The organism is Pseudothioclava alba (assembly GCF_033100795.1).
Classification (GTDB): Bacteria; Pseudomonadota; Alphaproteobacteria; order Rhodobacterales; family Rhodobacteraceae; genus Pseudothioclava.
This window is the reverse complement of record NZ_JAWLVI010000001.1, coordinates 644,245-669,012: the sequence shown is the minus strand read 5'-3', so window position 1 is coordinate 669,012 and position 24,768 is coordinate 644,245. Positions and strand designations below refer to the sequence as shown.

Here is a 24,768-nt window from a genome sequence, read left to right as displayed (position 1 = left end):
AGCGTAGATAGGGGGCGCGCCAGAAAAAGGAAAGAACCGATGTCCTTCGATCCCAGCACTTTGAAATACGACGCGAATGGTCTGATCCCCGCGATTGCGCAGGACGCTGCCTCGGGCGAGGTGCTGATGATGGCGTGGATGAACGCCGAAAGCCTGCGGCGCACGCTGGAAACGGGGCAGGTGACATATTGGTCGCGCTCGCGGCAAAGTTTCTGGGCCAAGGGGGAAAGCTCGGGGCATGTGCAAAAGCTGATCGAACTGCGGGTGGATTGCGACCGCGACTGCCTGCTGATGCAGGTCGACCAAATCGGACCGGCCTGCCACACCAACCGCCGCTCGTGCTTTTATACGGCGGTACGCGCGGGCGACGAGGTCGAGATCATGGCGCCGATGGCTGGCTAAAACCCGATCATCTTGCGAATGTCGGCGGGCGAGGCGCCCTCGGCGCGATAGGTGGCGATCGCTCGGGCGTCATCACGCTTGGCCAGCCGCTTGCCAGCCTCGTCGCGCACCAATCGGTGATGGTGATACTGCGGCGTCGGCAGTTCTAGGAGCGCTTGCACAAGCACGTGGATGAAGGTCGCCTCGAACAGGTCTTCGCCGCGCGTGACCTCGGTAATGCCCTGCGCTGCGTCGTCGATCACCACTGCTAGATGATAGGCCGCGCCCATGTCTTTGCGCGAAAGAACGACGTCTCCGCAATGGGTTAGAAGCCAGTCTTCAGTTGCGGTGTAATAGCCTGCCTGCGTCCCGCTTTCCTCGAAAGACAGCGTGCGACCCTTCAGGTGATCCAGCGCGCGGGCCATATCAAGGCGGATTGTGTCGCCGCTTGTTTTTCCGCGGCAGGTGCCGGGGTAGACAAGCCCGTCCGGCCCAAGGATCGGCGCGCCTTCTTGCGGGGCAGCCAGCGCGGCGCGGATGTCGGCGCGGGTGCAGGAGCAATGATAGGTCAGGCCAAGTTCGGACAATTTATCAATGGCTTGCGCGTATATATTCAAGCGCTCGGATTGGCGGATGACCGGCGTTTGCCAGCCTAGCCCAAGCCAAGCCAGATCGTCGTATATCTGCGCTTCCCAATGCGGGCGGGCGCGAGACTGGTCAAGGTCTTCGATCCGCAGCAGAAACTCGCCCGGATCGGCGCGTTCAAAGGCGACAATTGCCGCCATCGCATGGCCAAGATGCAGCGGCCCCGTCGGTGACGGGGCAAAGCGTGTCCGCTTTAGTTTTGCGCTGCAAGCCATTCTTGAAAATCACTTTTTGCGCGGTCGGTATAGGCTTTGTAGCGCACCTTCCGACCCTTGCGACCGCCCTTGGCGTCAATCGGCGGGAAGAGCCCGAAATTCACATTCATCGGCTGGAAGGTTTTAGCCTCGGCCCCGCCGGTGATGTGGTTGACCAGCGCACCCATCGCTGTGGTAAATGGCGGCGGCGGCAGGTCTTTGCCCTTGATCTCGGCCGCTGCCATCCGGCCCGCCAAAAGTCCCATCGCGGCGCTTTCGACATAGCCTTCGACGCCGGTGATCTGCCCCGCGAAGCGAATATTCATCTGCGATTTCAGTCGCATATGGTCATCAAGCAGGGTAGGCGAGTTGATGAAGGTATTGCGGTGGATACCACCCAAGCGCGCAAAGCTCGCATTCTCAAGGCCGGGGATCATGCGTAAGACCTCGGTTTGGGCACCGTATTTCATCTTGGTCTGGAAGCCGACGATATTATACAGCGTTCCCAAGGCGTTATCGCGGCGAAGCTGCACCACAGCATAGGCCTTTTCCTCGGGCTTATGCGCGTTCGTCAGGCCGATCGGCTTCATCGGGCCATAGCGCAGCGTGTCGCGCCCGCGCTCGGCCATCACCTCGATCGGCAGGCAGCCATCGAAATAACCGGCCGTTTCGCCCTCGTGGAACTCGGTCTTGTCGGCGGCCAGAAGGGCGTCGATGAAGGCCTCGTATTGCGGCTTGGTCATCGGGCAGTTGAGATAGGCTTTCTGCTCTTCCTCGGTCTCGCCCTTGTCATAGCGCGACTGGCGCCACGCGATGTCCATATCGATGCTCTCGGTATAGACGATGGGGGCGATAGCGTCGAAAAACGCAAGGCTCTCGGCATGGGTCGCGGCACGGATGCTTTCGGCCAGCGCGCCCGAGGTCAGCGGCCCCGTCGCGATGATCCAGTTACCATCCGTCGGCAGCTTGGTGATCTCGCCGTCTTCGACCGAGATCAGCGGATGCGCCCGCAGGCGCGCCGTCACGTCGGCGGAAAAGGCGTCACGGTCGACGGCCAGCGCGCCACCAGCGGGCAGGCGGTGCTTGCGCGCGGTCTCCATCAACAGGCCGTTGGCCGCGCCCATCTCCCAGTGCAAAAGCCCGACGGCGTTTTGTTCGTGGTCGTCCGAGCGGAACGAGTTCGAGCAGACCATCTCGGCGAAATTGCCGGTCTGGTGCGCGAAGGTGCCAACCTCGGGGCGCATCTCATGGATTACAACCGGCACGCCCGCCTGAGCGGCTTGCCACGCGGCTTCGGAACCGGCCATGCCGCCACCGATGATATGAAGCTTGTTCGTCATGGCGCTCATCTAGACGAGGGCAGGGCCGTTGAAAAGGCCCGCCAAACGAAAACCGCCAGCGCGAGGGCTGGCGGCTTGACGGTTCTTATTCGGTCGCGGTGCCGCCCTCGGGGGCATCGGCTTCCGGTTCGTCCCCTTCGCTTTCCGCGATGCGGGCGACCGAGACGACGGTTTCGCCTTTGGCCGTGTCGAAGACCCTGACGCCCCCTGCGGATCGCGAGCGGAACGAAATGCCGTCAACGGGGCAGCGGATCGACTGGCCGGTCGAGGTGGCCAGCATGATCTGGTCGGTGATCTCGACGGGGAACGAGGCTACCAGCGCGCCGCCGCGCATGGATTTCTCGATCGCCGTGACGCCCTGGCCGCCACGCCCGCGCACCGGATAGTCATGCGAGGACGAGATCTTGCCCGCGCCCTTGGCCGTGATCGTCAGGAGCAGGTCTTCGGCCGCCGACATCTCGGCATAGCGTTCGGGGCTAAGCTGCCCTGCCGCAACGGTTTCTTCCTCGTCGTCGCTGGCCTCGTCCTCGGTCACGCCAGCCATCAGGCGGCGCTGCTTGAGATAGGCGACACGCTCTTCCGAGGTGGCCTCGAAGTGGCGCAGAACCGACATCGAGACGACGGTATCCTCGCCCGCCAGACGCACGCCGCGGACACCCGTTGAATCGCGGCCCTTGAAGATGCGGACCTCGGGGACCGGGAAGCGGATCGCGCGGCCACCGGCGGTGACCAGCATGATGTCGTCGCCCTCGGTGCACATGCGGGTATCTACCAGCGTCACACCCTCGGGCAGTTTCATCGCGATCTTGCCGTTGCGCTTGACGTTGGCGAAATCCGACAGCGCATTGCGCCGGACCGAGCCATCCGAGGTCGCGAAGAAGACCTGATAGTTGTCCCATTCTTCCTCGGGGGCATCGACAGGCATGAGCGAGGCAATCGAGACACCCGTCGGGATCGGCAGGATGTTGACCATCGCCTTGCCCTTGGCCGTGCGCCCGCCAAGCGGCAGACGCCAGCATTTGAGCGAATAGACCATCCCGTCGGTGGTAAAGAACAGAAGCTGCGTGTGGGTATTGGCAACGAAGAGGGTGGTGACGACGTCGTCCTCTTTCGTGGCCATGCCCGACAGACCCTTGCCGCCACGACGCTGCGCGCGGAAATCGGCCAGCGGCGTGCGCTTGATATAGCCGCCCGAGGTGATGGTCACGACCATGTCCTCGCGCTCGATCAGATCCTCGTCGTCCATATCACCGGCCCATTCGATGATCTGGGTGCGGCGCGGAACGGCGAATTGCTCTTTCACCTCGCGCAGCTCGTTCGCGATGATATCCATGATCCGTTCGCGCGAGGCGAGGATGGCAAGGTATTCGCGGATTTTGCCCGCAAGCTCGGCCAGTTCGTCGGTGACTTCCTGCACGCCCATCGCGGTCAGGCGCTGCAAGCGCAGATCAAGGATCGCGCGGGCCTGAATTTCCGACAGGTTATAGGTGCCGTCGTCATTGACCGGATGCAGCGGGTCGTCGATCAGGCGCAGATATTCTACGATGTCATGCGCAGGCCAGCGGCGCGTCATCAGACGCTCGCGCGCTTCGGCGGGGTCTTTCGACGAGCGGATCGTCGCGACGACCTCGTCCACGTTCGACACGGCCACGGCCAGACCGCACAGGATGTGGCTGCGCTCGCGGGCCTTGCGCAGCTCGTAAGCCGTGCGGCGTGCGACAACTTCTTCGCGGAAGGTAATGAAATGGCTCAGGAACTGACGCAGGGTCAGTTGCTCGGGGCGGCCACCGTTCAGCGCCAGCATGTTGCACCCGAACGAGGTTTGCAGCGGCGTAAAGCGGTAAAGCTGGTTCAACACGACCTCGGGGGTCGCGTCGCGTTTCAGTTCGATCACGACGCGCACGCCGACGCGGTCGGATTCATCCGCGATATGGGCGATGCCTTCAAGGCGCTTTTCACGCACAAGGTCCGCGATCTTTTCGATCATCGCGGCCTTGTTGACCTGATAGGGCACCTCGTCGACGATAATCGCGTAACGGTCCTTGCGGATTTCCTCGACGCGGGTTTTCGACCGGATGATGACCGAGCCGCGCCCTTCGAGATAGGCCTTGCGGATGCCGCCACGCCCCATGATCTGCGCGCCCGTGGGGAAGTCCGGCCCCGGCACGATCTCCATGATTGCCTCGTCCGACATATCGGGCGTTTCGATCAGCGCGAGCGTCGCATCGCAAACTTCGCCAAGGTTATGCGGCGGGATGTTGGTCGCCATGCCGACGGCGATACCGCCCGCGCCATTGACCAGCATGTTCGGGAAGCGTGCGGGCAGAACCGTGGGTTCGCGGTCCTTGCCGTCGTAGTTGTCCTGAAAATTGACCGTGTCTTTTTCGATGTCGGCCAGGAGCGAGGCGGAGGGTTTGTCCATCCGCACCTCGGTATAGCGCATGGCCGCCGCGCTATCGCCGTCCATCGAGCCGAAGTTGCCCTGACCATCCAGAAGCGGCAGCGACATCGAGAAAGGCTGCGCCATCCGCACCAGCGCGTCATAGATCGCCGCGTCGCCGTGCGGGTGGTATTTACCCATCACGTCGCCCACAGGACGCGCCGATTTGCGATAGGGCTTGTCATGCGTGTTGCCGGTCTCGTGCATCGCGTAAAGGATGCGGCGGTGAACAGGCTTCAGCCCGTCGCGCAGATCGGGGATCGCGCGGCTGACGATGACGCTCATCGCATAGTCGAGGTAGGCGGTTTTCATCTCTTGCGAGATGTCGACGCTCGGCCCGTCATAGGTCGGACGCTTGGGCTCTTCCTCGGTGGTTTCCGGCGTTTCGGGAGTATCGGTCACGCGGGCTCTCGCACTGCTAGATATTGTTGTGAGGGGTTATAGCCCAGCCAACCGATGGGGTGCAATGAATAAGGCCTCGCAATCTGGGCCTTTCGAGGATTTCACCTGATTTCTTGTGGAAAACCACCCGTCAGGCGGCGCGCTTTGCCGCCGCGAATGCCCAGATCCAAAGCGCGACAAAGGCAAAAGACGCCAATGCGTTGAGGTTGGGCATGGTGATGCCGAAGATGTCCCAGACGATTTCGTCGCAGCGGATCAGCGGTGCGCCGTTGATCTGGGCCATCAGGTCATCGACCGAGAGCCCGCCCACACCGTTCGAGGTGCAGGTATCGGGACCGGCGAAAATATGCCGCTCGACGCCCGAGTGATAGATGCCAAGAACGCCCGTGGCCGCCGCCGCCGCCGCGCCAAGTAGCGCGAAAATCCGCGGCAACGAGAAGATCAGCATCGCGCCCCCGATAATCGCCGCCGCCAGATGCGGCCAGCGCTGCAAGATGCACAGATCGCACGGCGCATAGCCGATCGCCTGAAAGATCAGCGCGCCGATCAGCACGGAAACCGAGCCACCCGCAGCCAGCGCGATCAGCATTTTCGGGGTCAGACGCGTCAGCATATCAGAGATACCTCACAGCATAGAAACCGGCGATGAATACCACCAGCGAGACCGACAGGATAACACCCAGACGGCGCTCGATGAAATCGCGGATCGGCGCGCCGAATTTCCACAAAAGCCCCGCGACGATAAAGAACCGCAGCGCGCGGGCGATAACCGAAATCCCCAAAAACAGCGGGAAAGAGAGGTTCGTCACGCCCGAGAAGATCGTGATGACCTTATAGGGGAAGGGCGTGATGCCCGCGATCAGCACCGCCCATCCGCCGATCTCGTTAAAGCGCGCGGCGAGCGCGTCGAACTTGTCGGCTTTGCCGTAGAACTCAAGGATCGGCTGGCCGAGTGTCTCCATAAAGCCCGCGCCGATCACATAGCCCAGACAGCCACCCAGAACCGACGCCAAGGTCGCCACGGCCGCGATGCGCCAGGCCTTGTGCGGCGCGGCAATCACCATCGGGATAATCAGCACATCGGGCGGGATCGGAAAGACCGAGCTTTCGATAAAGGCGACAATCGCCAGCGCCCACATCGCGTGACGGTGGCGCGCAAAATTCATCGTCCAGTCGTAAAGATTGCGCATCATCCGGCCTGTCCCTTGTGTCTTGCGCTGGTTTGGGCCGAGCGTCTGCCCGCGTCAAGGCCCGAGCGCGAAAAGGATTGTCCCTGCCTTCACGGTCGCGTTAACTAATGGTCGGACAGGTGGAGGGCAGGGCCATGAAATGGCAAGGGCGGCGCAAGAGCGCCAATATCGAGGATCGTCGTGGTGCGCGCCGGGTTGGTCGGGCCGGAGGTATTACCGGCGTGGGGGTCGTGGCGGTTCTGCTGATCGGCTATTTCCTTGGGGTCGATGTGACGCCGCTTCTGGATGGTGGTGGTCTGGCGGTCGAGACCTCGGGCGCGCTCTCGCAGCAGGAGCGCGCGATGGGTGATTTCGTCTCGGTCACGCTGGCTGATACCGAAGAGGTCTGGGCGGGTGTGTTCGACGAACAGCTTGGCCGCAGCTATAATCCGGTGACGCTGGTGCTGTTCTCGCAGGTGACGCCATCGGCCTGCGGCAATGCCTCGGGGGCGACGGGGCCGTTCTATTGTCCGGGCGATAAAAAGGTCTATCTGGATACCGGTTTTTTCACCACGCTGTCGCAACAGCTTGGTGCCTCGGGCGATTTTGCTGCGGCCTATGTGGTTGCCCATGAGGTTGCGCATCATGTGCAAGACGAGCTTGGGATTTTGTCAAAGGTGAACGCGATCCGCGCGCGCTCGTCCGAGGCCGAGAGCAATAACCTCTCGGTGCGTATCGAGTTGCAGGCCGATTGCCTGTCCGGTGTCTGGGCGCGCAACGCCGCCGAGATTTTCGACACGCTGGAAGAGGGCGATGTCGCCGAGGCGATGAACGCAGCCGAGCGGATCGGTGACGATACGCTTCAGCGCAACGCGGGCCGCCGTCCGATGCCCGACAGCTTTACGCATGGCACCTCGGCGCAGCGGCAGGACTGGTTCGCCCGCGGCTTCCGCGATGGCGAGGTTGCGGCCTGCGATACCTTCTCGACCCGGAGCCTCTAGAAACCCCCTTGCCGAGCGGGTCCAAGGGCGATAGATCGGCAGGGCTGGCCCGCATGGCGGAATTGGTAGACGCAGCGGATTCAAAATCCGCCGCCCTCGGGCTTGCCGGTTCGATTCCGGCTGCGGGTACCAGCTTATCCCTGAAATTCAGTCTGCTCCGGAACCGGCCATTGGTTGGGTATGGGCCATGAGAATGCGTTGCTTCCCGTTGCGGGTGGGGGTGAGGATCGTGGTGCCGCTGTAGCGCGCTGATTCGAGGCGGTCTATCAGTGAGTCGTGGACAAAGGCGCATTTGGCCGCGATTTGATCTGCCCGAAGCAACAGTTTACCCTGATAGTCGGCTGGGAAGGCCGGCGCGCATTGTGATCCGTCGGGCGGGGCGATTGTTTCGTTTAGGTCAACAGCGGGTGTCTCTTTGTGCCGGGGGAAAATCGCTGCAGGGCAGCAACCCAGAGATGAAAGTGTAATGTTTGATTAACTTTCGAGAATGAAAACTATCCGAAAGATACCTCGACTGATGGTGAAACAATCCGCGCGACCAAGGCAACTTACGGTAGGTCAGTTTCGGGAAAAGAGTTACTACTTTCCCATATTTGCGACACGTTTTCGCCAGATTCCGCTTTCGTATGACCTCTCGTCGCAGTAAGTTCAAAGGCGCTCCGGTATCGGGGCAAAAGGCCATGGGGGTGGCCTGTGACGAGTAACGCGGTATCGAAAGATGCTGATCGGTATGAATGCTGCCAGGCGGGGAGGGCCAGCCCTCTCCGCAGCTACAGAGCCCCTGAGGCTCGATGCGCGATTTCTGCGCAGGGGTATCGTTTTTATCGCATCCGCACTGTCGTGCCGCAGATCGCCTCGGACAAGAGGCGGGGGAATGACGGGTGCTGCCAATCGCACCGTTAGGGATTTAGGCGTCGGAGGCTCTGGCCCCGGCGTGTTTGAAAGGTGCGGACATGACGTATTATTACAACTCGGCCCCGGATGCGCGAAACGACTCCGCTACCACCAACTACAATTCACCTGTCACCGTGTGTGTGCTTGCCAACGACTACGATCCGAACTGCGACTGGCTGAAAGTCACGAGCGTGTCGGGCTGCGCTGACGGGACGGTCAAGATCAACTCGGACGGGTCCGTCACCTTCACCCCGAATGCTGGGTTCTCGGGAACCACAAGCTTCACCTATACGATTTCGGACGGGCGCGGCGGTTATGATACCGCCACTGTCACGATCAAGGTTTGCGATCCGCCCAATGACGGCATTGTGTCGGGCACCACCGGCGACGATCTGATCGACTATGCCTATACCGGCGATCCCGATGGCGACCGTGTCGACCATAACGATGCGATCTTGCCGGGCGAATACGGCGATGACGACATCATCAAGGCCGGCTCGGGCAACGATACCATCCTCGCAGGCGCGGGGAACGATGATGTTTACGCCGGAACGGGTAATGACCTGATCGACGGCGGCGCGGGCAATGACTCGCTGCGCGGCGAGGCTGGCGACGACACTTTTGTCGGTGGCGCGGGCAATGACACCTTCGACGGTGGCGCAGGGCTCGATATGATCGACTACTCGGCCTCGGGGGCGGGGGTGAACATCAACCTGCAAACCAGCACCCTGACCGGCGGTGATGCGACGGGCGACGTGATCGTGAACGGCGTCGACGGTATCTATGGTTCGGCCTATAACGATACGCTGGTCGGCTTTGACCACGAGGGCACCGATCCGGCCGATACGTTCACCAATGTCTTCTATGGCGGCGCAGGCAATGATTATATCGACGGGCGTGGCGGCGATGACAGCCTGGTCGGTGGCGCCGACGATGACACGATCCTTGGCGGCACGGGCAACGACACGATCCACGGCGACGGCACCGAGGCCGGGGTCTCGGGCGCGGGCGAGGCTCTGACCGTCGACTGGGCGAAATTCGCGGCGGCCGGGTGCTCGATCAACAACGGCACTTCGGTCGATATGGGCGGGGTCTCGGTGACCTATGGCTTTACCGCGCAGGATTACGGCGCGAATGCCACCGTCTCGAACGATACGCAATATACCGAAGCGGGCGATGGTTTCAGCGGCGCGGGCGGTTTGCGCCTGTATGGTTGCGGCGGTGAGGGCGGTGTCGACAACACCTCGACGACAACGCTGAATTTTGCCTCGACCGATCCGCTTTATGGCGACGAGGTCCAGAACGTCAGCTTCCGCCTGAACGACCTTGACATCGGCACCTCGTCCGACTTCCACATCGACATCGTGACGATCCGTGCCTATGACGCGGATGGCAATCCGGTTGCGGTAAGCTTTACCCCCGAGGGTGGGCAAACCATTTCGGGCAACACCATCACCTCGCATGATGTCGATTATGGCGGCACGCTGAACCCCTCGAATGCGGCCGGCTCGGTGCTGGTCAATATTGCAGGGCCGGTCGCGCGGATCGAGATCGACTATGACAATGGCGGCGATACCGATCAGGCGATCTGGGTCACGGATATTGCGGTCGAAACCACCGATGGCGCGGCGGCTGTAGATGCGGCGGGCGACGATCTGATAGACGCGGGCGAGGGCGATGACGTGATCTTCGGCGATGCCGGAGCCGACACGATCACCGGCGGCGCGGGCGCGGATGCAATCGACGGCGGCGATGATCGCGATGTGATCTTCGGTGGCGCGGGCGATACCGTGGACGGCGGTGAGGGCGGCGACGACTGGGATACGCTGGATCTGACCGGCGCGGGTCCCGTCAACGTCATCTACTCGGGCGCAGACGAGAACGGTAACGGCTATAACGGCACCGTTGAATTCCTTGATAACAACGGCGCGGTTGTCGGCACGCTGGACTTCGCGAACATCGAGTCGATCATCCACGATGACTACGATCCGAATGCGGTCGATGACATGGCGTCGACCGACGAGGATACGGCGGTCATCATCGACGTTCTGGCGAATGACACCCACCCCGAAGGCGACACGCTGACGGTCACGGGGGCAAGCTCGCCCGATGGCTCGGTGACGATCAACGCCGATGGCACACTGACCTTTACACCCGCGCCGGATTTCAACGGCACGACGACGATCAGCTACACGGTCACGGACGGCAACGGCGACACCGATACGGCGACGGTGAACGTCACGGTCAACCCTGTGAACGATGCGCCGGTGGCGAATGACGATGCTGCCACGACGGCCTATCAGACGGCCGTGGTGATCAATGTTCTGGGGAACGATACGGATGTTGACGGTGACACGCTGAGCGTGGTTTCCGCCAGCTCTCCGAACGGCACTGTGACGATCAACGCCGATGGCACACTGACCTTCACGCCCGCGCCCGGGTTCGAGGGCGACGCGACGATCACCTATACGGTGACCGATCCGGGTGGCCTGACCGATACCGCGACGGTGACCGTCACGGTCGATGAGCAGCCGCTTGACGGTATCGTCGAGGGCACGGCGGGCGCTGATCTGATCGACAACGCCTATACCGGCGACCCCGAAGGCGACATGGTCGACCACCTCGACGAGATCCTCCCCGGCGAAGGCCCGAATGACGATATTATTCAGGCGGGCGCGGGGAACGATACCGTCTATGCCGGTGCCGGCAATGACGAGGTCTACGGCGAGGACGGCGACGATGCGCTTTATGGCGGTGCCGGCGATGACTACATGTCGGGTGGCAATGGCGATGACACACTTTATGGCGGCGCGGGCAACGATACGCTTGACGCTGGTCAGGATGGCGATGCGCTTTACGGCGAGGACGGCGACGACCGCCTGCTTGGCGGGCCGCGCGAAGACCTTCTGGATGGCGGCGCGGGCAACGATACGGTTATCGGTGGCAATGCGGCCGATACGATTGTCGGCGGTGACGGGCGCGATCTGGTCGAGGGCAATGACGGCAACGATCTGATCGACACCTCGGCCACCGGCACGCCGCTTCCCGATCTGGCCTATCCGGGCCTCTGGTCCGCAGACAGCGACCCGAACGACGACCGCGATACCGTCTATGGTGGCGCGGGCAACGATACGATCACCACGGGCGACGACGCGGATTATGTCGATGGCGGCACGGGCAACGATGTCATCAACTCGGGCATCGACGCGGATACGGTTTATGGCGGCACCGGCGACGACCTGATCACCTCGGGCGAGGGCAGCGATATTGTCGATGGCGGTGACGGCAACGACACGATCTACGGCGGTGTCGGCCCGGGCTACCCGGATGCGATCAACATCCCCGATGCGACCGATCTGGTGCAGAACAACGGCATGGACACGATCCACGGCGGCGCCGGTAACGACGTGATCTATGGCGAGGACGACGACGATCAAATCTACGGCGATGCGGGCGATGACTACATCGACGGCGGCATCGACGAAGACACGATCGACGGCGGCACCGGCAACGATACGATCCTTGGTGGCGCTGGCGCGGATGTTCTTTCGGGCGGCGATGATCGCGATACATTCATCGTGTCCTCGGCCGAAGCAGGCACTGGCGATACCATCGACGGCAACGAAGGCGGTGACGACTGGGATACGCTCGATCTTTCGGCGGTCGGCAAGGCGTTCACCAACGTCATCTATGACAGCACCAATCCTGAAAACGGCACGGTGGAGTTCCTTGATGGCGCTGGCAATGTCACCGGCACGCTGAGCTTCTCGAATATCGAGAACGTGGTGCCGTGCTTCACCCCCGGCACGCTGATTGCGACGCCGAAGGGCGAGCGCTTGGTCGAAGAGCTGAAAGTCGGCGACAAGGTCATGACGCGCGACAACGGCGTGCAGGAAATCCGCTGGATGGGTCGCCGTGACCTGACCCACGCAGAGCTTCTGGCCGCGCCGCATCTCAAGCCTGTGATGATCAAAGCCGGCAGCCTTGGCGACGGCCTGCCCGAGCGTGACATGCTGGTTTCACCGAACCACCGGATGCTGGTCGCAAACGACAAGACCGCGCTCTATTTCGAAGAGCACGAGGTTCTGGTCGCCTCCAAGCACCTTGTGAACAACGCGGGCATCCGCTCGGTCGAGACGCTTGGCACCAGCTATCTGCACTTCATGTTCGACCATCACGAGGTGGTTCTGGCCAACGGCACCTGGAGCGAGAGCTTCCAGCCGGGCGACCAGACGCTGGGTGGCATGGGCAATGCGCAACGCTCTGAAATCTTCGAGATTTTCCCCGAGCTGAAAGACAGCAAAGGGCGCGAAGACTATCAGGCGGCACGCAAAACCCTGAAGAAATACGAAGCGCGCCTGCTGCAAAAGTAATCCGCTACGGGGTCTTTTGATCCCGGAACACCCCCCTTGTCCGGGCTGGCGAGGGGGGTGTTTTATGATTCGGGCTTGGCGGGTTGCCCTGCCAGTATCCGGTTGTCCGGGCCGCATGGGGTGAAACAATCGGGGGTAAGCTGCGCGGCTAAGGTAAATAAATCTTAGGAAAAGCAACACGCTAGGGTTGTTTGTGTGTTTTTCCGTTTCACAAGAAGAAACTAATTCTGAGGGAATAGTCGCATGTTTACATATTCTTAATACTCAAAGTGCTGTAACATAAGAATGAAATAGACATCTTTTCGGAGGGGGGACGTATGACAATCGTAGCCGGTTTTTCCGCCGCCTCCGGAACAGAGGCGGATGACAAAAACACCGCTGACGCCGGACACTGCGCCCCGGGCGAAACCCGCATCCGGTATGATAATTTCGATGGCCGCTCCGGCTCTATCGAGGTGCGTGACGCCAATGGCATGGTGCTGCACGCGCGCTCGATTTCCGCTTTTGTTGGCGCGATCCCGCCGCTGATGCCGGATGCCCGTATCCTGACCGAACGCGGCGAAGTCGCGGCGAAAGATATTTGCGCCGGCGATTATGTGGTGACGCGCGAGAACGGTCTGCAGCCGGTGCGACAGGTGACCGGGAATAGCTATGACTGGCGTGCACTGGGGCTTAACCCGTTGTTACGGCCCGTCAAAGTCACAGCGGGGGCATTGGGCGACGGGTTGCCAACCGCCGATATACTGTTGTCGCCATCGCAGCTTCTGACGGTCTCTCTGCCCGGTGTTGCCAAGGCGGGCGAGTGGTTGGTCCGCGCGATCGACCTGATTGGTCAGGAGGGGGTCGAGCAGATTACCCCGAGCGCGATCAACTATCTCCAGCTTCTGTTCTCGGAGCGGCAGTATCTGATGGTTGACGGGTTCTGGAACGAAAGCCTGCCGCAAATCCGCACTGATTTCTTCGCGTTCGAGAACAGCCATCCTATGCCGCAAGATCGGTTCTGCCAGCCCGAACAGGTCTGATCCGCAACCCCTGCGGGAGCATTTCTGTCTCTGCCATTGTGCCGCCATAATCTTATACGGCTTTTAACCTTAATTTGTCCTCAAGGCGCCCCAGTCTGTTGCGAAACAGACCTGTATTTTGCGCGCGTATTGCGCAGTGGGGCATTATGGCAGTTTTTAACGGTACTTCTGGTAACAACATCATTTCCGGCACGACCGGAGCCGACAGCATCACAGGGCTTGCGGGGAATGACTCGCTCTCGGGGGGCGCTGGCAATGATACTCTGGTGGGCACCGGCCCGGTCCAGCCTGTCGAACTCTTGATGAACTGGAGCGATCAGGTCGCGAGCTATGCGACCAGCTCCAATATCGCGGGTGGCTTTACGCAGAACACGGGCGGGATCAATGTAGCGGTCAGCTACGCTGATCTGGGGCTTGGCACCGGATTTACCGCAAGCAGCAACACAAATGGCTATGTTGCCGCGGGCGAGCCTTTCGCACCAAATTCGGCGGGAAGGTTGCAAGGTGCGGGCGGCACGGGGCCGACCTCGAGTGTCACTTTTGACTTTTCTTCGGTCGCGGGGTCCGGGCTGGATAGCGCGGTCAGCGATGTGTCCTTCCGTTTGTGGGATGTCGACAATAGCAGCTGGACCGATATAGTCACCATTCGCGCCTACGACGAGAATGGCGCCGAGGTGCCGGTCAGCCTGAGCGCGACGCAGGACATCATCAACGGCCAGACAGTGACCGGAACCGGCGGCAATAACGCCTCTTCTGACCTGAACGGCTCTGTGCTGGTGCAGGCGGTCGGGCCGCTTTCGCGGATCGTGGTCAGCTATGCGAACCAGGGGTCCGGCGGGCAGGTTCTGCAAATTTCGGACGTAGCCTTTACCGCGATCCAGACCGACGACGATACTCTTGATGGCGGCGATGGCGACGACCTTCTGATCGACGATGCGGGCAATGACCTGCTTCTTGGCGGGGCTGGCGCGGACACGATTTTCGGTGGCCTCGGTGCGGACACGCTAGATGGTGGCGCCGATAACGACCAGCTTTCGGGGGGAGAGGGGAATGACTCGATCCGCGGCGACACGGGCGACGACTTCCTTGACGGAGGGGCGGGGGCGGACACGCTCCTGGGCGGAACGGGGCTCGATACGCTGCACGGTGGTGCCGGAGGGGATTATATCTCTGGCGGGGCCGGGATGGACTATCTTGATTATTCGGACTCCGGCGCGGGCGTCAGCATCAACCTCGGCAGCGGCGCCGCCTCGGGAGGAGATGCCGCGGGCGATACAATCCTTGGCGTTGACGGGATCTATGGCTCGGCCTTCAACGACACACTTGTCGGCTTCAATGGCCAGATCGTTGGCGGCGCGGACGCCTATACCAACGTGTTTTACGGCAACGAGGGGGATGACTATCTTGACGGGGCCGGCGGCGGGGACTCCCTGTTCGGCGGCTCCGGAAATGATACAATTTTGGGCGGCGCGGGGAACGACTATCTTGAAGGCGGCGCGGGGCTGGATGCGATTACCGGTGGCACGGGTTCGGATACGATCTCGCTCTATTTCGGGCAGGACGCCGGCGAAGCTGTGGACGGCTCCGAGGATGCCGATGACACCGACATTGACGAGCTGGTTGTCTATGGGCGCGCACGGGTCATCTATGATGCGGTCAATTCCGAGAGCGGCACGATCCGGTGGGCCAACGGTGAGACAACCAGCTTTGCAAATATCGAGAATATTACATTAGTTCCATGCTTTACACCCGGAACCATGATCGAGACCGCGCAGGGGCCGCTGCCGGTCGAGGATCTCAGGCCGGGTATGCGCGTGCTGACGAGGGACAACGGTTATCAGGAACTTAGATGGGCGGGGCAGCGTAAACTCGCGCGCGCGCGACTTGAGGCGCAGCCCGAGCTGAACCCGATCCGCATCTGCGCCGGAGCCCTGGGGAATGGGCTGCCTGACCGCGATATGATCGTTTCTCCACAGCACCGGATGCTTATTTCCGGTGTTCGCGCCGAGCTGTTGTTCGGTGAGAACGAGGTTCTTGTCGCCGCATTGTATCTATTGGGGCTACCCGGAGTGGAGCGCCTTTGGCCCGAGGAGATCATCTATATCCACCTGCTTTTCGACGCGCATGAAATCATTCTCGCGGAGAGTTCCTGGACCGAGAGCTTCCAGCCCGGGGAGGTGGTTCTGCAGTCTTTGGAGAGTTCCCAATTGCGCGAAATTCTGACTATCTTTCCTGAATTGAAAGGAAAATCACCTCTGAACGTCTGGCCTTCCGCGCGCCCCTCACTCAAGTCCTATGAGGCAAAAGTGCTTTTGGCTGGCTAAACTGTTGCGAGAAGGACTCAGGCGCTTGTGTCGAAAGTATGGGGGCCGGGTTGTCGATTGACCCGCGCTGCCGCTCTATGGCCAACTGGTTGCAACCATAATTGTAATAAGCAGTGACCAGAACAATGACACAGGCAGTTTTTCATACGTCGGGCGGCGGCCTCGATTTCGTCGGATTGCGCAAAAGCCGTCAGGGCGAAATGGAAATCGTTTATGACGACGGGGTTGCACGGCGCATGGTCTGGCGCGTGAGCGAAGCGGTGGCGGAGGCCCAGGTGGGGGAGGCGCTGCGCAAAGCAGCGACCGCGACGCGGATGCTTCCGGCAATCTATGCGGAACTTAAAAAGCGTTCGATCGCCATCGAAGTAATCTGCGCCTGACCTGTATCTACCCGGATTAAAAGAAAAAAGGCCGGACGTAAGTCCGGCCCAGGAATAGGTCCGACAGGGGACTGCGGAACCTATTCTTGCCAGAACGGACGACCATACTCGGTTTGTGCGTCCTGTTCAGAGATGCCAATATCCTTAAGAAGGCGGGTGTCCAGTTGCGCCAGCGCGGAGCGGCTACGGCGCAGGTCTACCCATTTCATAACGCGGCCGAAGACTTGCGGACGCGCAGGGATAGCGGCGGCAGAGCGAAGCGGAAGGCGGAAGGAAAGGCTGGACATTGGACACCTGTCACTTTCAGTGTTGATACAAAACGGGTTGTTCTGATAAACAATGCATACAAAGCGTTCGGTTTAACCTCCAGAGAAACATTGTGACTGATACAAATTGGAAGCCAAATCTTGCCGGACGCTCCGGCCCCAAGTATCTGGCGCTGGTGCGCGCGCTGCGTGAAGGTATCCGCTCGGGCGCCTTGGCACCGGGGGCTCGGCTACCCACTGTGCGAGATCTGGCTTGGAGAATAGGGGTTACGCCCGGCACAATCGCGCGGGCCTATCAGATTGGCACACAAGAGGGGTTTCTTGAGGCGGTCGTCGGGCGCGGGACTTTTGTGTCAGCAAAATCGCGCAAGCTTGGCCCATCCGAGCCATTGTATGCTTTTCCCTCGTCGATGTTCGACGTTGATAGCCGGATTGTGGACCTCCGCTCGCCGCAATTGCCCGATGTCGGACAGGCGAATGCGATCGCGGCGGCGATGGAGGCGGCGGCGCGCGATATTGGCGCGCATTATCTTGAATACCCCGGCCTGCGCCGCGACGTCTATTGCCGCGAGGCGGTGCTGGAGTGGTTCCCCGAATGTTGCTCGCTTGACGGGCTGGTCTCGGCCGAGGACATCGTGCTGACCCACGGCGGGCAAAACGGCATCAATCTGGCGATGCAGTGCTGCCTGCGCGGTGACCGTCCGGTCGTCTTTGTCGAGGAGCTGGCCTATCCCGGTTTTCGCCACGCCGCGCGTCTGAACCGGGCCGAAGTCGCCCCCGTTGCGATTGATGATCAAGGCATGATCCCCGAGGCGCTGGATGCGGCCTGTCGCCGTCACGGCGGGCAGATGGTCTGTGTCACGCCCGACGCGCAAAATCCGACCGCGGGGCGGATGGGGACCGAACGACGCGAGGCTTTGGCCGAGGTCGCGCGCAAGCACGATCTGCAAATCATCGAGGACGACTGCTATACTGCGCCGGTCACGGGGCTGCCAAGCCTGCGTGCGATTGCGCCCGAACGCGCGTGGCATGTGACCTCGCTGTCGAAAACCATCTCGGCGGGGCTGCGTTTCGGGATTGTCGTCGCGCCTGAGGGGATGGGTGAGACCGGCCGTCTTGCTGCGCAGCACAGCTATTTCGGTCTCTCGCGCCCGATCACCGATATTGTCACGCATCTGTTCCGCACGGGCGAGGCGATGCGGCTGCGCCATGCTGCGCAGGACGAGATGGCGCGACGCTTGCAGATGACGCTGCAAGCTCTTGGAGACCAAGACATTTCCTGGCTTCCGGGGTTGTCGTTCCTGTGGCTGCGTCTGCCTGTTGGCTGGCGCGGGTCGCTTTTTGCGCGCATGGCCGAGGCCGAAGGCGTGCTCTTGCGATCCGCTGATGAATATGCGCTCCATGACGGGCAGGCGCCCAATGCGGTGCGCATCGCGATGGCGGGAGGGGTGCCCGAAGACCGCTTCCGTGAGGCAATCGGCCGGCTGAAAACCCTGCTTGAACGCCAGCATTCCGATCTGCCGGTCTAGACCAAGGAAAATCCCCGCAATCCGCCCTTGCCCTCTTCCAAACTGCCCCGCCATGTGCTTTCGTCGGGGCTGAACCGGCGACAAGTCCGGGCTGACAGGGAGAAGTGAATGGCGCAAAGCGGGCTCAACCGGCTCAGGCATTCCGAGGCCGCGAACGGCCTTTTGCTGGTCTCTCCGACCGCAATTTACGCTATTTTACTGCTGGCGGGGCCGCTGCTGACGATTTTCGCCTATTCCTTTTTCAAGGACGGCTATCTGACGGTAATCCGCGAGTTTACCTTCGGGAACTATCTCGCGACATGGCAAGACCCGATCTTCCGCGCGATCCTTTTGCGCTCGCTTCTGGTGTCGGGGCTGGTGACGCTGGCTACAGTGGTTCTGGCTTTTCCGGTGGCCTATTTCCTGTCGTTTCAGGTCTCGCCCGCGCGCAAATCTTTGTGGCTGTTCCTGATCACCATTCCGTTCTGGACCTCGTATCTGATCCGGGTGTTTCTGTGGAAGGTGATCCTTGGCTATAACGGCGTGATCAATTCGGGGCTGAAATCGCTGGGGATTATGGGCGACGGGCGGCTGATCGAAGACCCGCTGCAGATGCTCAATACCGTCGGCGCGATCACCGCGACGCTGGCCCATGCCTATGCGCCCTTCGCGATCTTGCCGATTTTCGTGGCGCTGGAAAAGATCGACCGCTCGCTGCTGGAGGCGGGGCAGGACCTTGGCGAAACCAAGCTGCGCACCTTCGCGCGCGTGACCTTGCCTTTGGCGATGCCGGGTGTCGTGGCGGCCGTGCTGATCGTGTTTATCCCGACGATCGGCGACTATGTCACGCCTGAACTCATCGGCGGCGGCAAGATGCCGATGGTCGCCAATATGATTCAGGCGCAGCTTTTGCCGCTGGATAACAAACCACTTGGCTCGGCCATCGCGATTTCGGCGATGGCGGTTGTGGCGCTGATCTCGGTGGGGTTTGTGCTGATGAACCGCCGCTATCTGAGGGGGGCGAAATGAGGCTGCCATCCCTTCGGATTTACGCGCTGGCCTATCTGGCGTTCCTGTATGCGCCGATCCTGCTTTTGCCGATTTTCGCCTTTAATGACGGCACGATCATCGCCTTTCCGCTCAAGGGCTTTACCGGGCGCTGGTTCGAGCAGATGTTCGCCAATGACACGCTGCGCAATGCGGTGGTGAATTCGCTGATCATCGCGGGCTCGACCTCGGTCTTCGCGACGGTTCTGGGGATTTTCGCGGCTCGCGCGGGCAGCCGGTTCAGCTTTCCGGGCAAGGCACCGATCATGGGGCTGATCATGCTGCCCCTCGTTCTGCCCGAGATCATCGTGGGTGGGTCACTGCTTCTGGTGCTGTTGGCGATGGGGGTAAACCTGTCGATCTTTACCGTCATTCTGGGCCATGTGCTGATCGCGACACCCTATACGATTGCCATTCTGAACACCGCCTTCGGCTCGCTTGATCGCTCGCTCGAAGAGGCGGCTTACGATCTGGGCGAGGGGAAATGGTCGACCTTCCGGCTGATTACTCTGCCGCTGGTTCTGCCGGGCATCATCTCGTCGATGCTGATCGCGTTTACCATCTCGCTGGACGAATTCATCATCGCGTTTTTCCTTGCGGGGAATGAACCCACGCTGCCGACCTATATCTTCTCGCAGCTGCGCTTCCCGAAACAAATCCCGATGATCATGGCGCTTGGCTCCTGCCTTGTGGCGCTCTCGATCGTCCTTCTGACCATTGCGGAATATGTCCGCCGCCGCGGCCTCAAGAAGACCGGCGCCAAGGATAGCGGAGGCTTCCTGTGACCACCCCCATGATCGAGTTTCAGGACGTTCACAAATATTATGGCGAGTATCACGCGCTGCGGGGCATCACCGCGCAGATCCGGCCGGGCGAGTTTTTCTCGCTGCTGGGGCCGTCGGGCTGCGGCAAGACCACGCTGTTGCGCACCATCGCGGGGTTCGAGGATATTTCCTCGGGGGCGGTGCTGATCGACGGCAAGCATATGGAGAACGTGCCGGCCAACAAACGCCCGACCAATATGGTGTTCCAGTCCTACGCGATTTTCCCGCACCTGAGCGTGGGGCAGAATGTGGGCTTTGGCCTGCGCCGCGATCCGCGTTCCAAGGCGGAGAAAGACAAGCTGGTCGATGAGGCGCTCGAGATGGTGGGACTTGGCGGTTACGGCGCGCGGGCGGCCCATGCGCTGTCTGGCGGGCAGCGGCAGCGGGTGGCGCTGGCGCGTGCGCTGATCCTGAAGCCCAAGGTTCTGCTGCTGGATGAACCCCTGTCGGCGCTGGACAAGAAAATCCGCGAGCAGATGCAGGTCGAGCTGATCAAGCTCCAGCGCGAGGTTGGCATCACCTTTGTTCTGGTGACCCACGATCAGGAAGAGGCGCTGGTCATGTCTGACCGGATCGCCGTGATGTTCGAGGGCGAGATCGCGCAGCTTGCCGACCCCGAGACCCTCTATCGCCGCCCGAATTCCCGCCGCGTGGCCGATTTCATCGGGGTGATGAACTTCCTGCCCGCCGATATTCTGGGCGAGGCAAACGGTCACTATGACATCGAGGTCGCCGGCCTTGGCCGGTTCGAAATCGACGCGGCCCAAGCCTCGGCCGCACCCGAAGGGAAGGGCGCCAGCATAGGGTTCCGCCCCGAGACGCTGACCATCCTTTACGAGGGGCAGACGCCCCACGACCGCGAGGCACCGGGCACCATCGACGAGGTCGTCTATTACGGCGACATGACCTATTACGATGTGCGGCTGGATGGCGTCGAAAAGCCGGTGCGGATTTCGATGCGCAATGTCTTTGGCCGCCCCGTGCTAGAGATCGGCACGCGCACGCGGGTCGCGTGGTCGCCAGGCGCGCTGGTGCTGTTTCGCTAAGAAAAACGGGGGCGCTTGGCCCCCGCTTTTGTTTACAGCGCGTAGATCGCTTTGAACTTCTCTTCGAGGTAATCCAGAAGCGGATCTGCCGTGGGCGCGAAACCGCAGGCGGCCTCGATCGTGGCGCGCGGATCGCGCAAGCCCCCGTGGCGTTGCAACCCTTCGCGCAGCCAGTCCGTCGCAGGCGCGGCATTGCCCTGTGCCAGCGCGTCGTCGACGCCTGACACCTGCGCGCGCATCGCCTTGTTCAGGCAGCCCGCGTAAAGGTTGCCCAGAGAATAGGTCGGGAAATAGCCGAACAGCCCCACCGACCAATGCACATCTTGCAAGAACCCTTGCGAGGGCAGCGTGGGACGTTGGCCGAAATCAGAGGCAAACCGCGTGTTCCACGCCTCTTCCAGATCGGCCACCTCAAGCCGGCCCGCGACCAAATCCCGCTCCAGATCGAAGCGCAGCATGACATGCAGGTTATAGCTTAGCTCGTCGCTTTCGGTGCGGATGAACCCGTTCGAAACGCGGTTCACGATGGCGTGGAAAACCTGGCGGTCGTTCACGGCGAAATCGCCGAACATCTCGACCATTCGCCCGTGCAGCCAGCCGGTGAAGGCAGCCGAGCGGCCAAGCTGGTTTTCATAGATCCGGCTTTGGCTTTCATGCACGCCCATCGAGACACCCGCGCCCATCGGCGTAAACAGGTAGTCCTGATCGATGCCTTGCTCGTAGCAGGCGTGGCCGACCTCGTGGATCGTCGAATAGATGCAGTTGAACGGGTCGGTCTCGGAAATCCGCGTGGTGATGCGCACGTCATTGCCCGACCCCGACGAGAACGGATGCACCGCCATATCCAGCCGCCCGCGCGTCCAGTCATAGCCGAACGCGGTCGCACAGATTTTCGCCAGCCGCAGTTGCGCGTTTTCTGGGAAGACGTGATCCAGCGCCGGGGGCGCCTCGGCCGCCAGAACCGCCTCGCGCAGCGCCACAAGGCGCGGGCGCATCGCGTCGAACATGGCCGAAATCTCGGCCCCTGTCATGCCCGGTTCGTAATCGTCCAAGAGCGCGTCATACAGATCACCTGTCGACAGACAGGCGGCCTCTTCGCGCTTTAGCGCCACGACCTCTTGCAGTGTCGGCAGGAAATCGGCAGGCGTTTCCGTCGCGCGCGCCTCGGCCCAGATGCCTTGCGCGAGCGAGGTCAGCCGCGCCAGTTCCGCGGCCAGTCGCGCGGGGATCTTGGTGTTGCGATTGTAGCTGCGCGCGATCAGGTCAAGCGCGCGCTGACCCGCATCATCGGGGGCATTCGCCACCGCCAGCCAGTCTCCGATCCGCGGGTCGGTGCGCCGCGCGTGCAGGACACCTTCAAGGGCTGCGCTTTCCTCGGCGCGCATTTTGGTGGCTCCACGCGGCATCATGGTTTCCTGATCCCACCCCAGACGCCCTGCAATCGAGGCAAGCGCCTCGGTTTCGCGCTGATGGGCCATCAGGTCGGCAAAGGTGTTGGTCATCGGTCAAGCTCCACGGATCGAGGTGACAAGGGGATAGCGGGCAAGGAAGCGGGCGCGGATCACCAGAACCCAGACGATCACCGCCGCCGCCTGATGGATCAGCCCCAGATGCAGGGGCGCGCCATTGACAAGCGTCGTGATGCCAAGCGCGAGCTGCATCAAGAGCATCGCCCCCATCCACAAGAACGCGGTCTGGGTTTTCGGATGGGCCGAGCGCCGCCCCCTGAACGCTGCGAAGGCGGCAAACAGCACCAGCGCGTAGCCCGCCATCCGGTGCAGGAATTGCGTCAGCACGGGGTTTTCAAACAGGTTCTTCCAGACGGGCGTCAGATCGAAGGCTTCGGACGGCAGGAACTCGCCCCCCATCGTCGGCCAGTCGGTGTAGCCGCGCCCTGCGTCCAGCCCCGCGACCAGCGCGCCCAGAATGATTTGCAGGAAGGCGAAATGCATCACCCCCGTGCTTAGCGAAAACAGCTTGGCCTCGCCCACGCGGCGCGATTGCAGCAAATCGCTTTCTCTCCGCCCAAGCATCAGCGCATACCACGTAATCAGCGCGAGGATCACAAAGGCCAGCCCCAGATGTGTCGCCAGCCGGTAGGAGGCGACCGAGACCATTTCTCCACCTAGCCCCGAGGACACCATCCACCAGCCGATCGCCCCTTGCAGCCCGCCAAGCGCCCCAAGCGCCAAAAGGCGCGGGGTCCATCCGGTGGGGATGCGTTTCGTCACAAGGAAGCCAAAGAACCCAAGCGCCCAGATCAGCCCGATCACGCGCCCCAGTTGACGATGGCCCCATTCCCACCAGTAGATGCCCTTGAAATCCTCAAGGGTCATATCCGGGTTCATGATCTCGAACTGGGGGATTTGCTGGTATTTCTGGAATTCCTCGGACCACGCGGCCTCGGACATCGGCGGGAGCGCGCCCGTGACGGGCTTCCATTCGGTGATCGAAAGCCCCGAATCCGTTAACCGTGTCGCGCCGCCAACAAGGATCATCGCCCAGACGAGCGCGAACAGAACCAGAAGCCAGACGCGGATTGCGGCGCGGGCACCTTTGGGGCGCGCGTCGATCATTCCGCCTTGCGGCCGCGCGGCGGGTTTCGCCCCTTGGCCGACCTCTTCGAAGATGCTGCGTTTCTGGCTCATTCCGGCTCTCCCTCAATCGCTTGCCAAACTAGGCGCGGGGGGGCGGGCGTTCAAGCGGATTGCGCGTGTGGCGGGGCTTGAATAGCGCGCGCCTATTGGTCGCGCGGGCGCAAAAGCTGGCGCAGGGCACCGTGGAGGGTCTGCACCTCTTGCCGCGTCATCGAGAACCGCGTCCACATGTTGCGCAGGTTGCGCTTCATCATCGGGGCTTTGTGCTCGGGGAAGAAGAAACCCGCCTCTTGCAGCCGCTCTTCGAAATGATCGCCCAGCTTTTCGACCTCGGTCTGGCTGGCCGGATCAAAGCCCGCAAGGCCCGGATCAACGGGGGCCGCATCCAGCGTGTGGCGCGAGTATTCATAAGACGTCAGCAGCACTGCCTGACCAAGGTTCAGCGAATAGAACGCAGGATTGACCGGCACGGTGATGATCGCATTGGCGCGGTTGATGTCGTCGTTTTCCAGCCCCGTGCGCTCGGGACCGAACAGGATGCCGACCTTCTGGCCCGCGACGATACGCTTGCGCGCTTCGGTCATCGCGGCTTCGGGGGTGTAGATGGGCTTGGGCAGCTCGCGCCCGCGCGCGGTGGTAGCAAAGACGAAATCGCAATCCGCAATCGCGGCGGGCAGATCGTCGAACACGCCCGCGCGGTCCAGCACCTTTCCCGCCGCCCCCGAGGCCATCGCCACCGCCCTGGGGTTGGGCCAGCCATCGCGCGGCTCCACAAGGCGCATCCGGTCCAGCCCGAAATTCAGCATCGCGCGGGCGGCGGCGCCGATATTCTCGCCCATCTGCGGGCGCACGAGGATGATGACGGGTTGCTGGTCCATGGGGTCTCCTTTGCGCCCTTGCCAATAAGCGTGCTGC

Annotated in this window: 19 protein-coding genes and 1 tRNA gene; 11 read left to right on the top strand and 9 right to left on the bottom strand. The window is 61.7% G+C overall.

What is annotated here, in order from left to right:
* Positions 1 to 39: 39 nt before the first annotated feature.
* A complete protein-coding gene (gene hisI / locus RYZ20_RS03250; protein WP_317670429.1) occupies positions 40 to 402 on the top strand; it encodes a phosphoribosyl-AMP cyclohydrolase in 363 nt (120 codons plus the stop codon).
* On the opposite strand, the gene gluQRS is transcribed toward hisI, so the two are convergent.
* The 5 genes from gluQRS to RYZ20_RS03225 all read right to left on the bottom strand — a co-directional run bounded on the left by gluQRS (position 399) and on the right by RYZ20_RS03225 (position 6,595).
* A complete protein-coding gene (gene gluQRS / locus RYZ20_RS03245) occupies positions 399 to 1,241 on the bottom strand; it encodes a tRNA glutamyl-Q(34) synthetase GluQRS (protein ID WP_317670428.1) in 843 nt (280 codons plus the stop codon). The two genes, hisI and gluQRS, sit on opposite strands and share 4 nt — an antisense overlap.
* A complete protein-coding gene (gene trmFO / locus RYZ20_RS03240) occupies positions 1,220 to 2,560 on the bottom strand; it encodes a methylenetetrahydrofolate--tRNA-(uracil(54)-C(5))-methyltransferase (FADH(2)-oxidizing) TrmFO (protein WP_317671330.1) in 1,341 nt (446 codons plus the stop codon). Before trmFO ends, gluQRS begins: the two co-directional genes overlap by 22 nt.
* A gap of 85 nt (positions 2,561 to 2,645) precedes the next feature.
* Positions 2,646 to 5,402, bottom strand: coding sequence for a DNA gyrase subunit A (gyrA, locus tag RYZ20_RS03235; RefSeq protein WP_317670427.1), 2,757 nt, complete (start codon positions 5,400 to 5,402; stop codon positions 2,646 to 2,648).
* Positions 5,403 to 5,532: 130 nt separating this feature from the next.
* Positions 5,533 to 6,015, bottom strand: a complete 483-nt coding sequence (locus RYZ20_RS03230; RefSeq protein ID WP_317670426.1) for a disulfide bond formation protein B — start codon at positions 6,013 to 6,015, stop codon at positions 5,533 to 5,535.
* Between the two features lies 1 nt (position 6,016).
* Positions 6,017 to 6,595, bottom strand: a complete 579-nt coding sequence (locus RYZ20_RS03225) for a YqaA family protein (protein WP_317670425.1) — start codon at positions 6,593 to 6,595, stop codon at positions 6,017 to 6,019.
* Between the two features lie 131 nt (positions 6,596 to 6,726).
* Here RYZ20_RS03225 and ypfJ point away from each other — a divergent pair, with 131 nt between their 5' ends.
* The 6 genes from ypfJ to RYZ20_RS03195 all read left to right on the top strand — a co-directional run bounded on the left by ypfJ (position 6,727) and on the right by RYZ20_RS03195 (position 16,565).
* Positions 6,727 to 7,572, top strand: coding sequence for a KPN_02809 family neutral zinc metallopeptidase (ypfJ, locus tag RYZ20_RS03220; RefSeq protein WP_317670424.1), 846 nt, complete (start codon positions 6,727 to 6,729; stop codon positions 7,570 to 7,572).
* Between the two features lie 47 nt (positions 7,573 to 7,619).
* Positions 7,620 to 7,704: transfer RNA gene (locus RYZ20_RS03215), tRNA-Leu, on the top strand.
* Between the two features lie 821 nt (positions 7,705 to 8,525).
* Complete coding sequence (locus RYZ20_RS03210) at positions 8,526 to 12,839, top strand: Ig-like domain-containing protein (protein ID WP_317670423.1); 4,314 nt, start codon at positions 8,526 to 8,528, stop codon at positions 12,837 to 12,839.
* A 317-nt stretch (positions 12,840 to 13,156) separates the two neighbouring features.
* Entirely contained in the window at positions 13,157 to 13,861 is a 705-nt protein-coding gene (locus RYZ20_RS03205) for a Hint domain-containing protein (protein ID WP_317670422.1), read from the top strand.
* A gap of 146 nt (positions 13,862 to 14,007) precedes the next feature.
* Complete coding sequence (locus tag RYZ20_RS03200; protein WP_317670421.1) at positions 14,008 to 16,185, top strand: Hint domain-containing protein; 2,178 nt, start codon at positions 14,008 to 14,010, stop codon at positions 16,183 to 16,185.
* Between the two features lie 125 nt (positions 16,186 to 16,310).
* Entirely contained in the window at positions 16,311 to 16,565 is a 255-nt protein-coding gene (locus RYZ20_RS03195) for a hypothetical protein (protein ID WP_317670420.1), read from the top strand.
* Positions 16,566 to 16,645: 80 nt separating this feature from the next.
* Here the strand turns inward: RYZ20_RS03195 and RYZ20_RS03190 are convergent, their stop codons facing one another.
* On the bottom strand, positions 16,646 to 16,852 hold the full coding sequence (locus RYZ20_RS03190) for a DUF1127 domain-containing protein (protein WP_317670419.1): 207 nt from the start codon (positions 16,850 to 16,852) through the stop codon (positions 16,646 to 16,648).
* Positions 16,853 to 16,944: 92 nt separating this feature from the next.
* On the opposite strand from RYZ20_RS03190, the gene RYZ20_RS03185 reads away from it, so the two are divergent.
* From RYZ20_RS03185 to RYZ20_RS03170, 4 genes are all read left to right on the top strand, one after another.
* Positions 16,945 to 18,360, top strand: coding sequence for an aminotransferase-like domain-containing protein (locus RYZ20_RS03185; RefSeq protein WP_317670418.1), 1,416 nt, complete (start codon positions 16,945 to 16,947; stop codon positions 18,358 to 18,360).
* A gap of 108 nt (positions 18,361 to 18,468) precedes the next feature.
* Positions 18,469 to 19,368 carry an ABC transporter permease gene (locus RYZ20_RS03180; protein WP_317670417.1) on the top strand — a complete coding sequence of 300 codons (900 nt, stop codon included), beginning with the start codon at positions 18,469 to 18,471 and terminating at the stop codon, positions 19,366 to 19,368.
* Positions 19,365 to 20,171 (top strand): ABC transporter permease, encoded by an 807-nt coding sequence (locus RYZ20_RS03175; protein ID WP_317670416.1) that lies wholly within the window; start codon positions 19,365 to 19,367, stop codon positions 20,169 to 20,171. The genes RYZ20_RS03180 and RYZ20_RS03175 overlap by 4 nt, the downstream gene beginning before the upstream one ends.
* An 8-nt stretch (positions 20,172 to 20,179) precedes the next feature.
* Positions 20,180 to 21,256, top strand: coding sequence for an ABC transporter ATP-binding protein (locus tag RYZ20_RS03170; protein ID WP_317671328.1), 1,077 nt, complete (start codon positions 20,180 to 20,182; stop codon positions 21,254 to 21,256).
* A gap of 32 nt (positions 21,257 to 21,288) precedes the next feature.
* Here RYZ20_RS03170 and RYZ20_RS03165 read toward each other — a convergent pair whose 3' ends face one another.
* The 3 genes from RYZ20_RS03165 to RYZ20_RS03155 all read right to left on the bottom strand — a co-directional run bounded on the left by RYZ20_RS03165 (position 21,289) and on the right by RYZ20_RS03155 (position 24,731).
* Complete coding sequence (locus tag RYZ20_RS03165; RefSeq protein ID WP_317670415.1) at positions 21,289 to 22,758, bottom strand: carboxypeptidase M32; 1,470 nt, start codon at positions 22,756 to 22,758, stop codon at positions 21,289 to 21,291.
* Positions 22,759 to 22,761: 3 nt separating this feature from the next.
* A complete protein-coding gene (gene ctaA / locus RYZ20_RS03160) occupies positions 22,762 to 23,904 on the bottom strand; it encodes a heme A synthase (RefSeq protein WP_317670414.1) in 1,143 nt (380 codons plus the stop codon).
* Between the two features lie 92 nt (positions 23,905 to 23,996).
* On the bottom strand, positions 23,997 to 24,731 hold the full coding sequence (locus tag RYZ20_RS03155; RefSeq protein WP_317670413.1) for an RNA methyltransferase: 735 nt from the start codon (positions 24,729 to 24,731) through the stop codon (positions 23,997 to 23,999).
* Positions 24,732 to 24,768 lie beyond the last annotated feature (37 nt).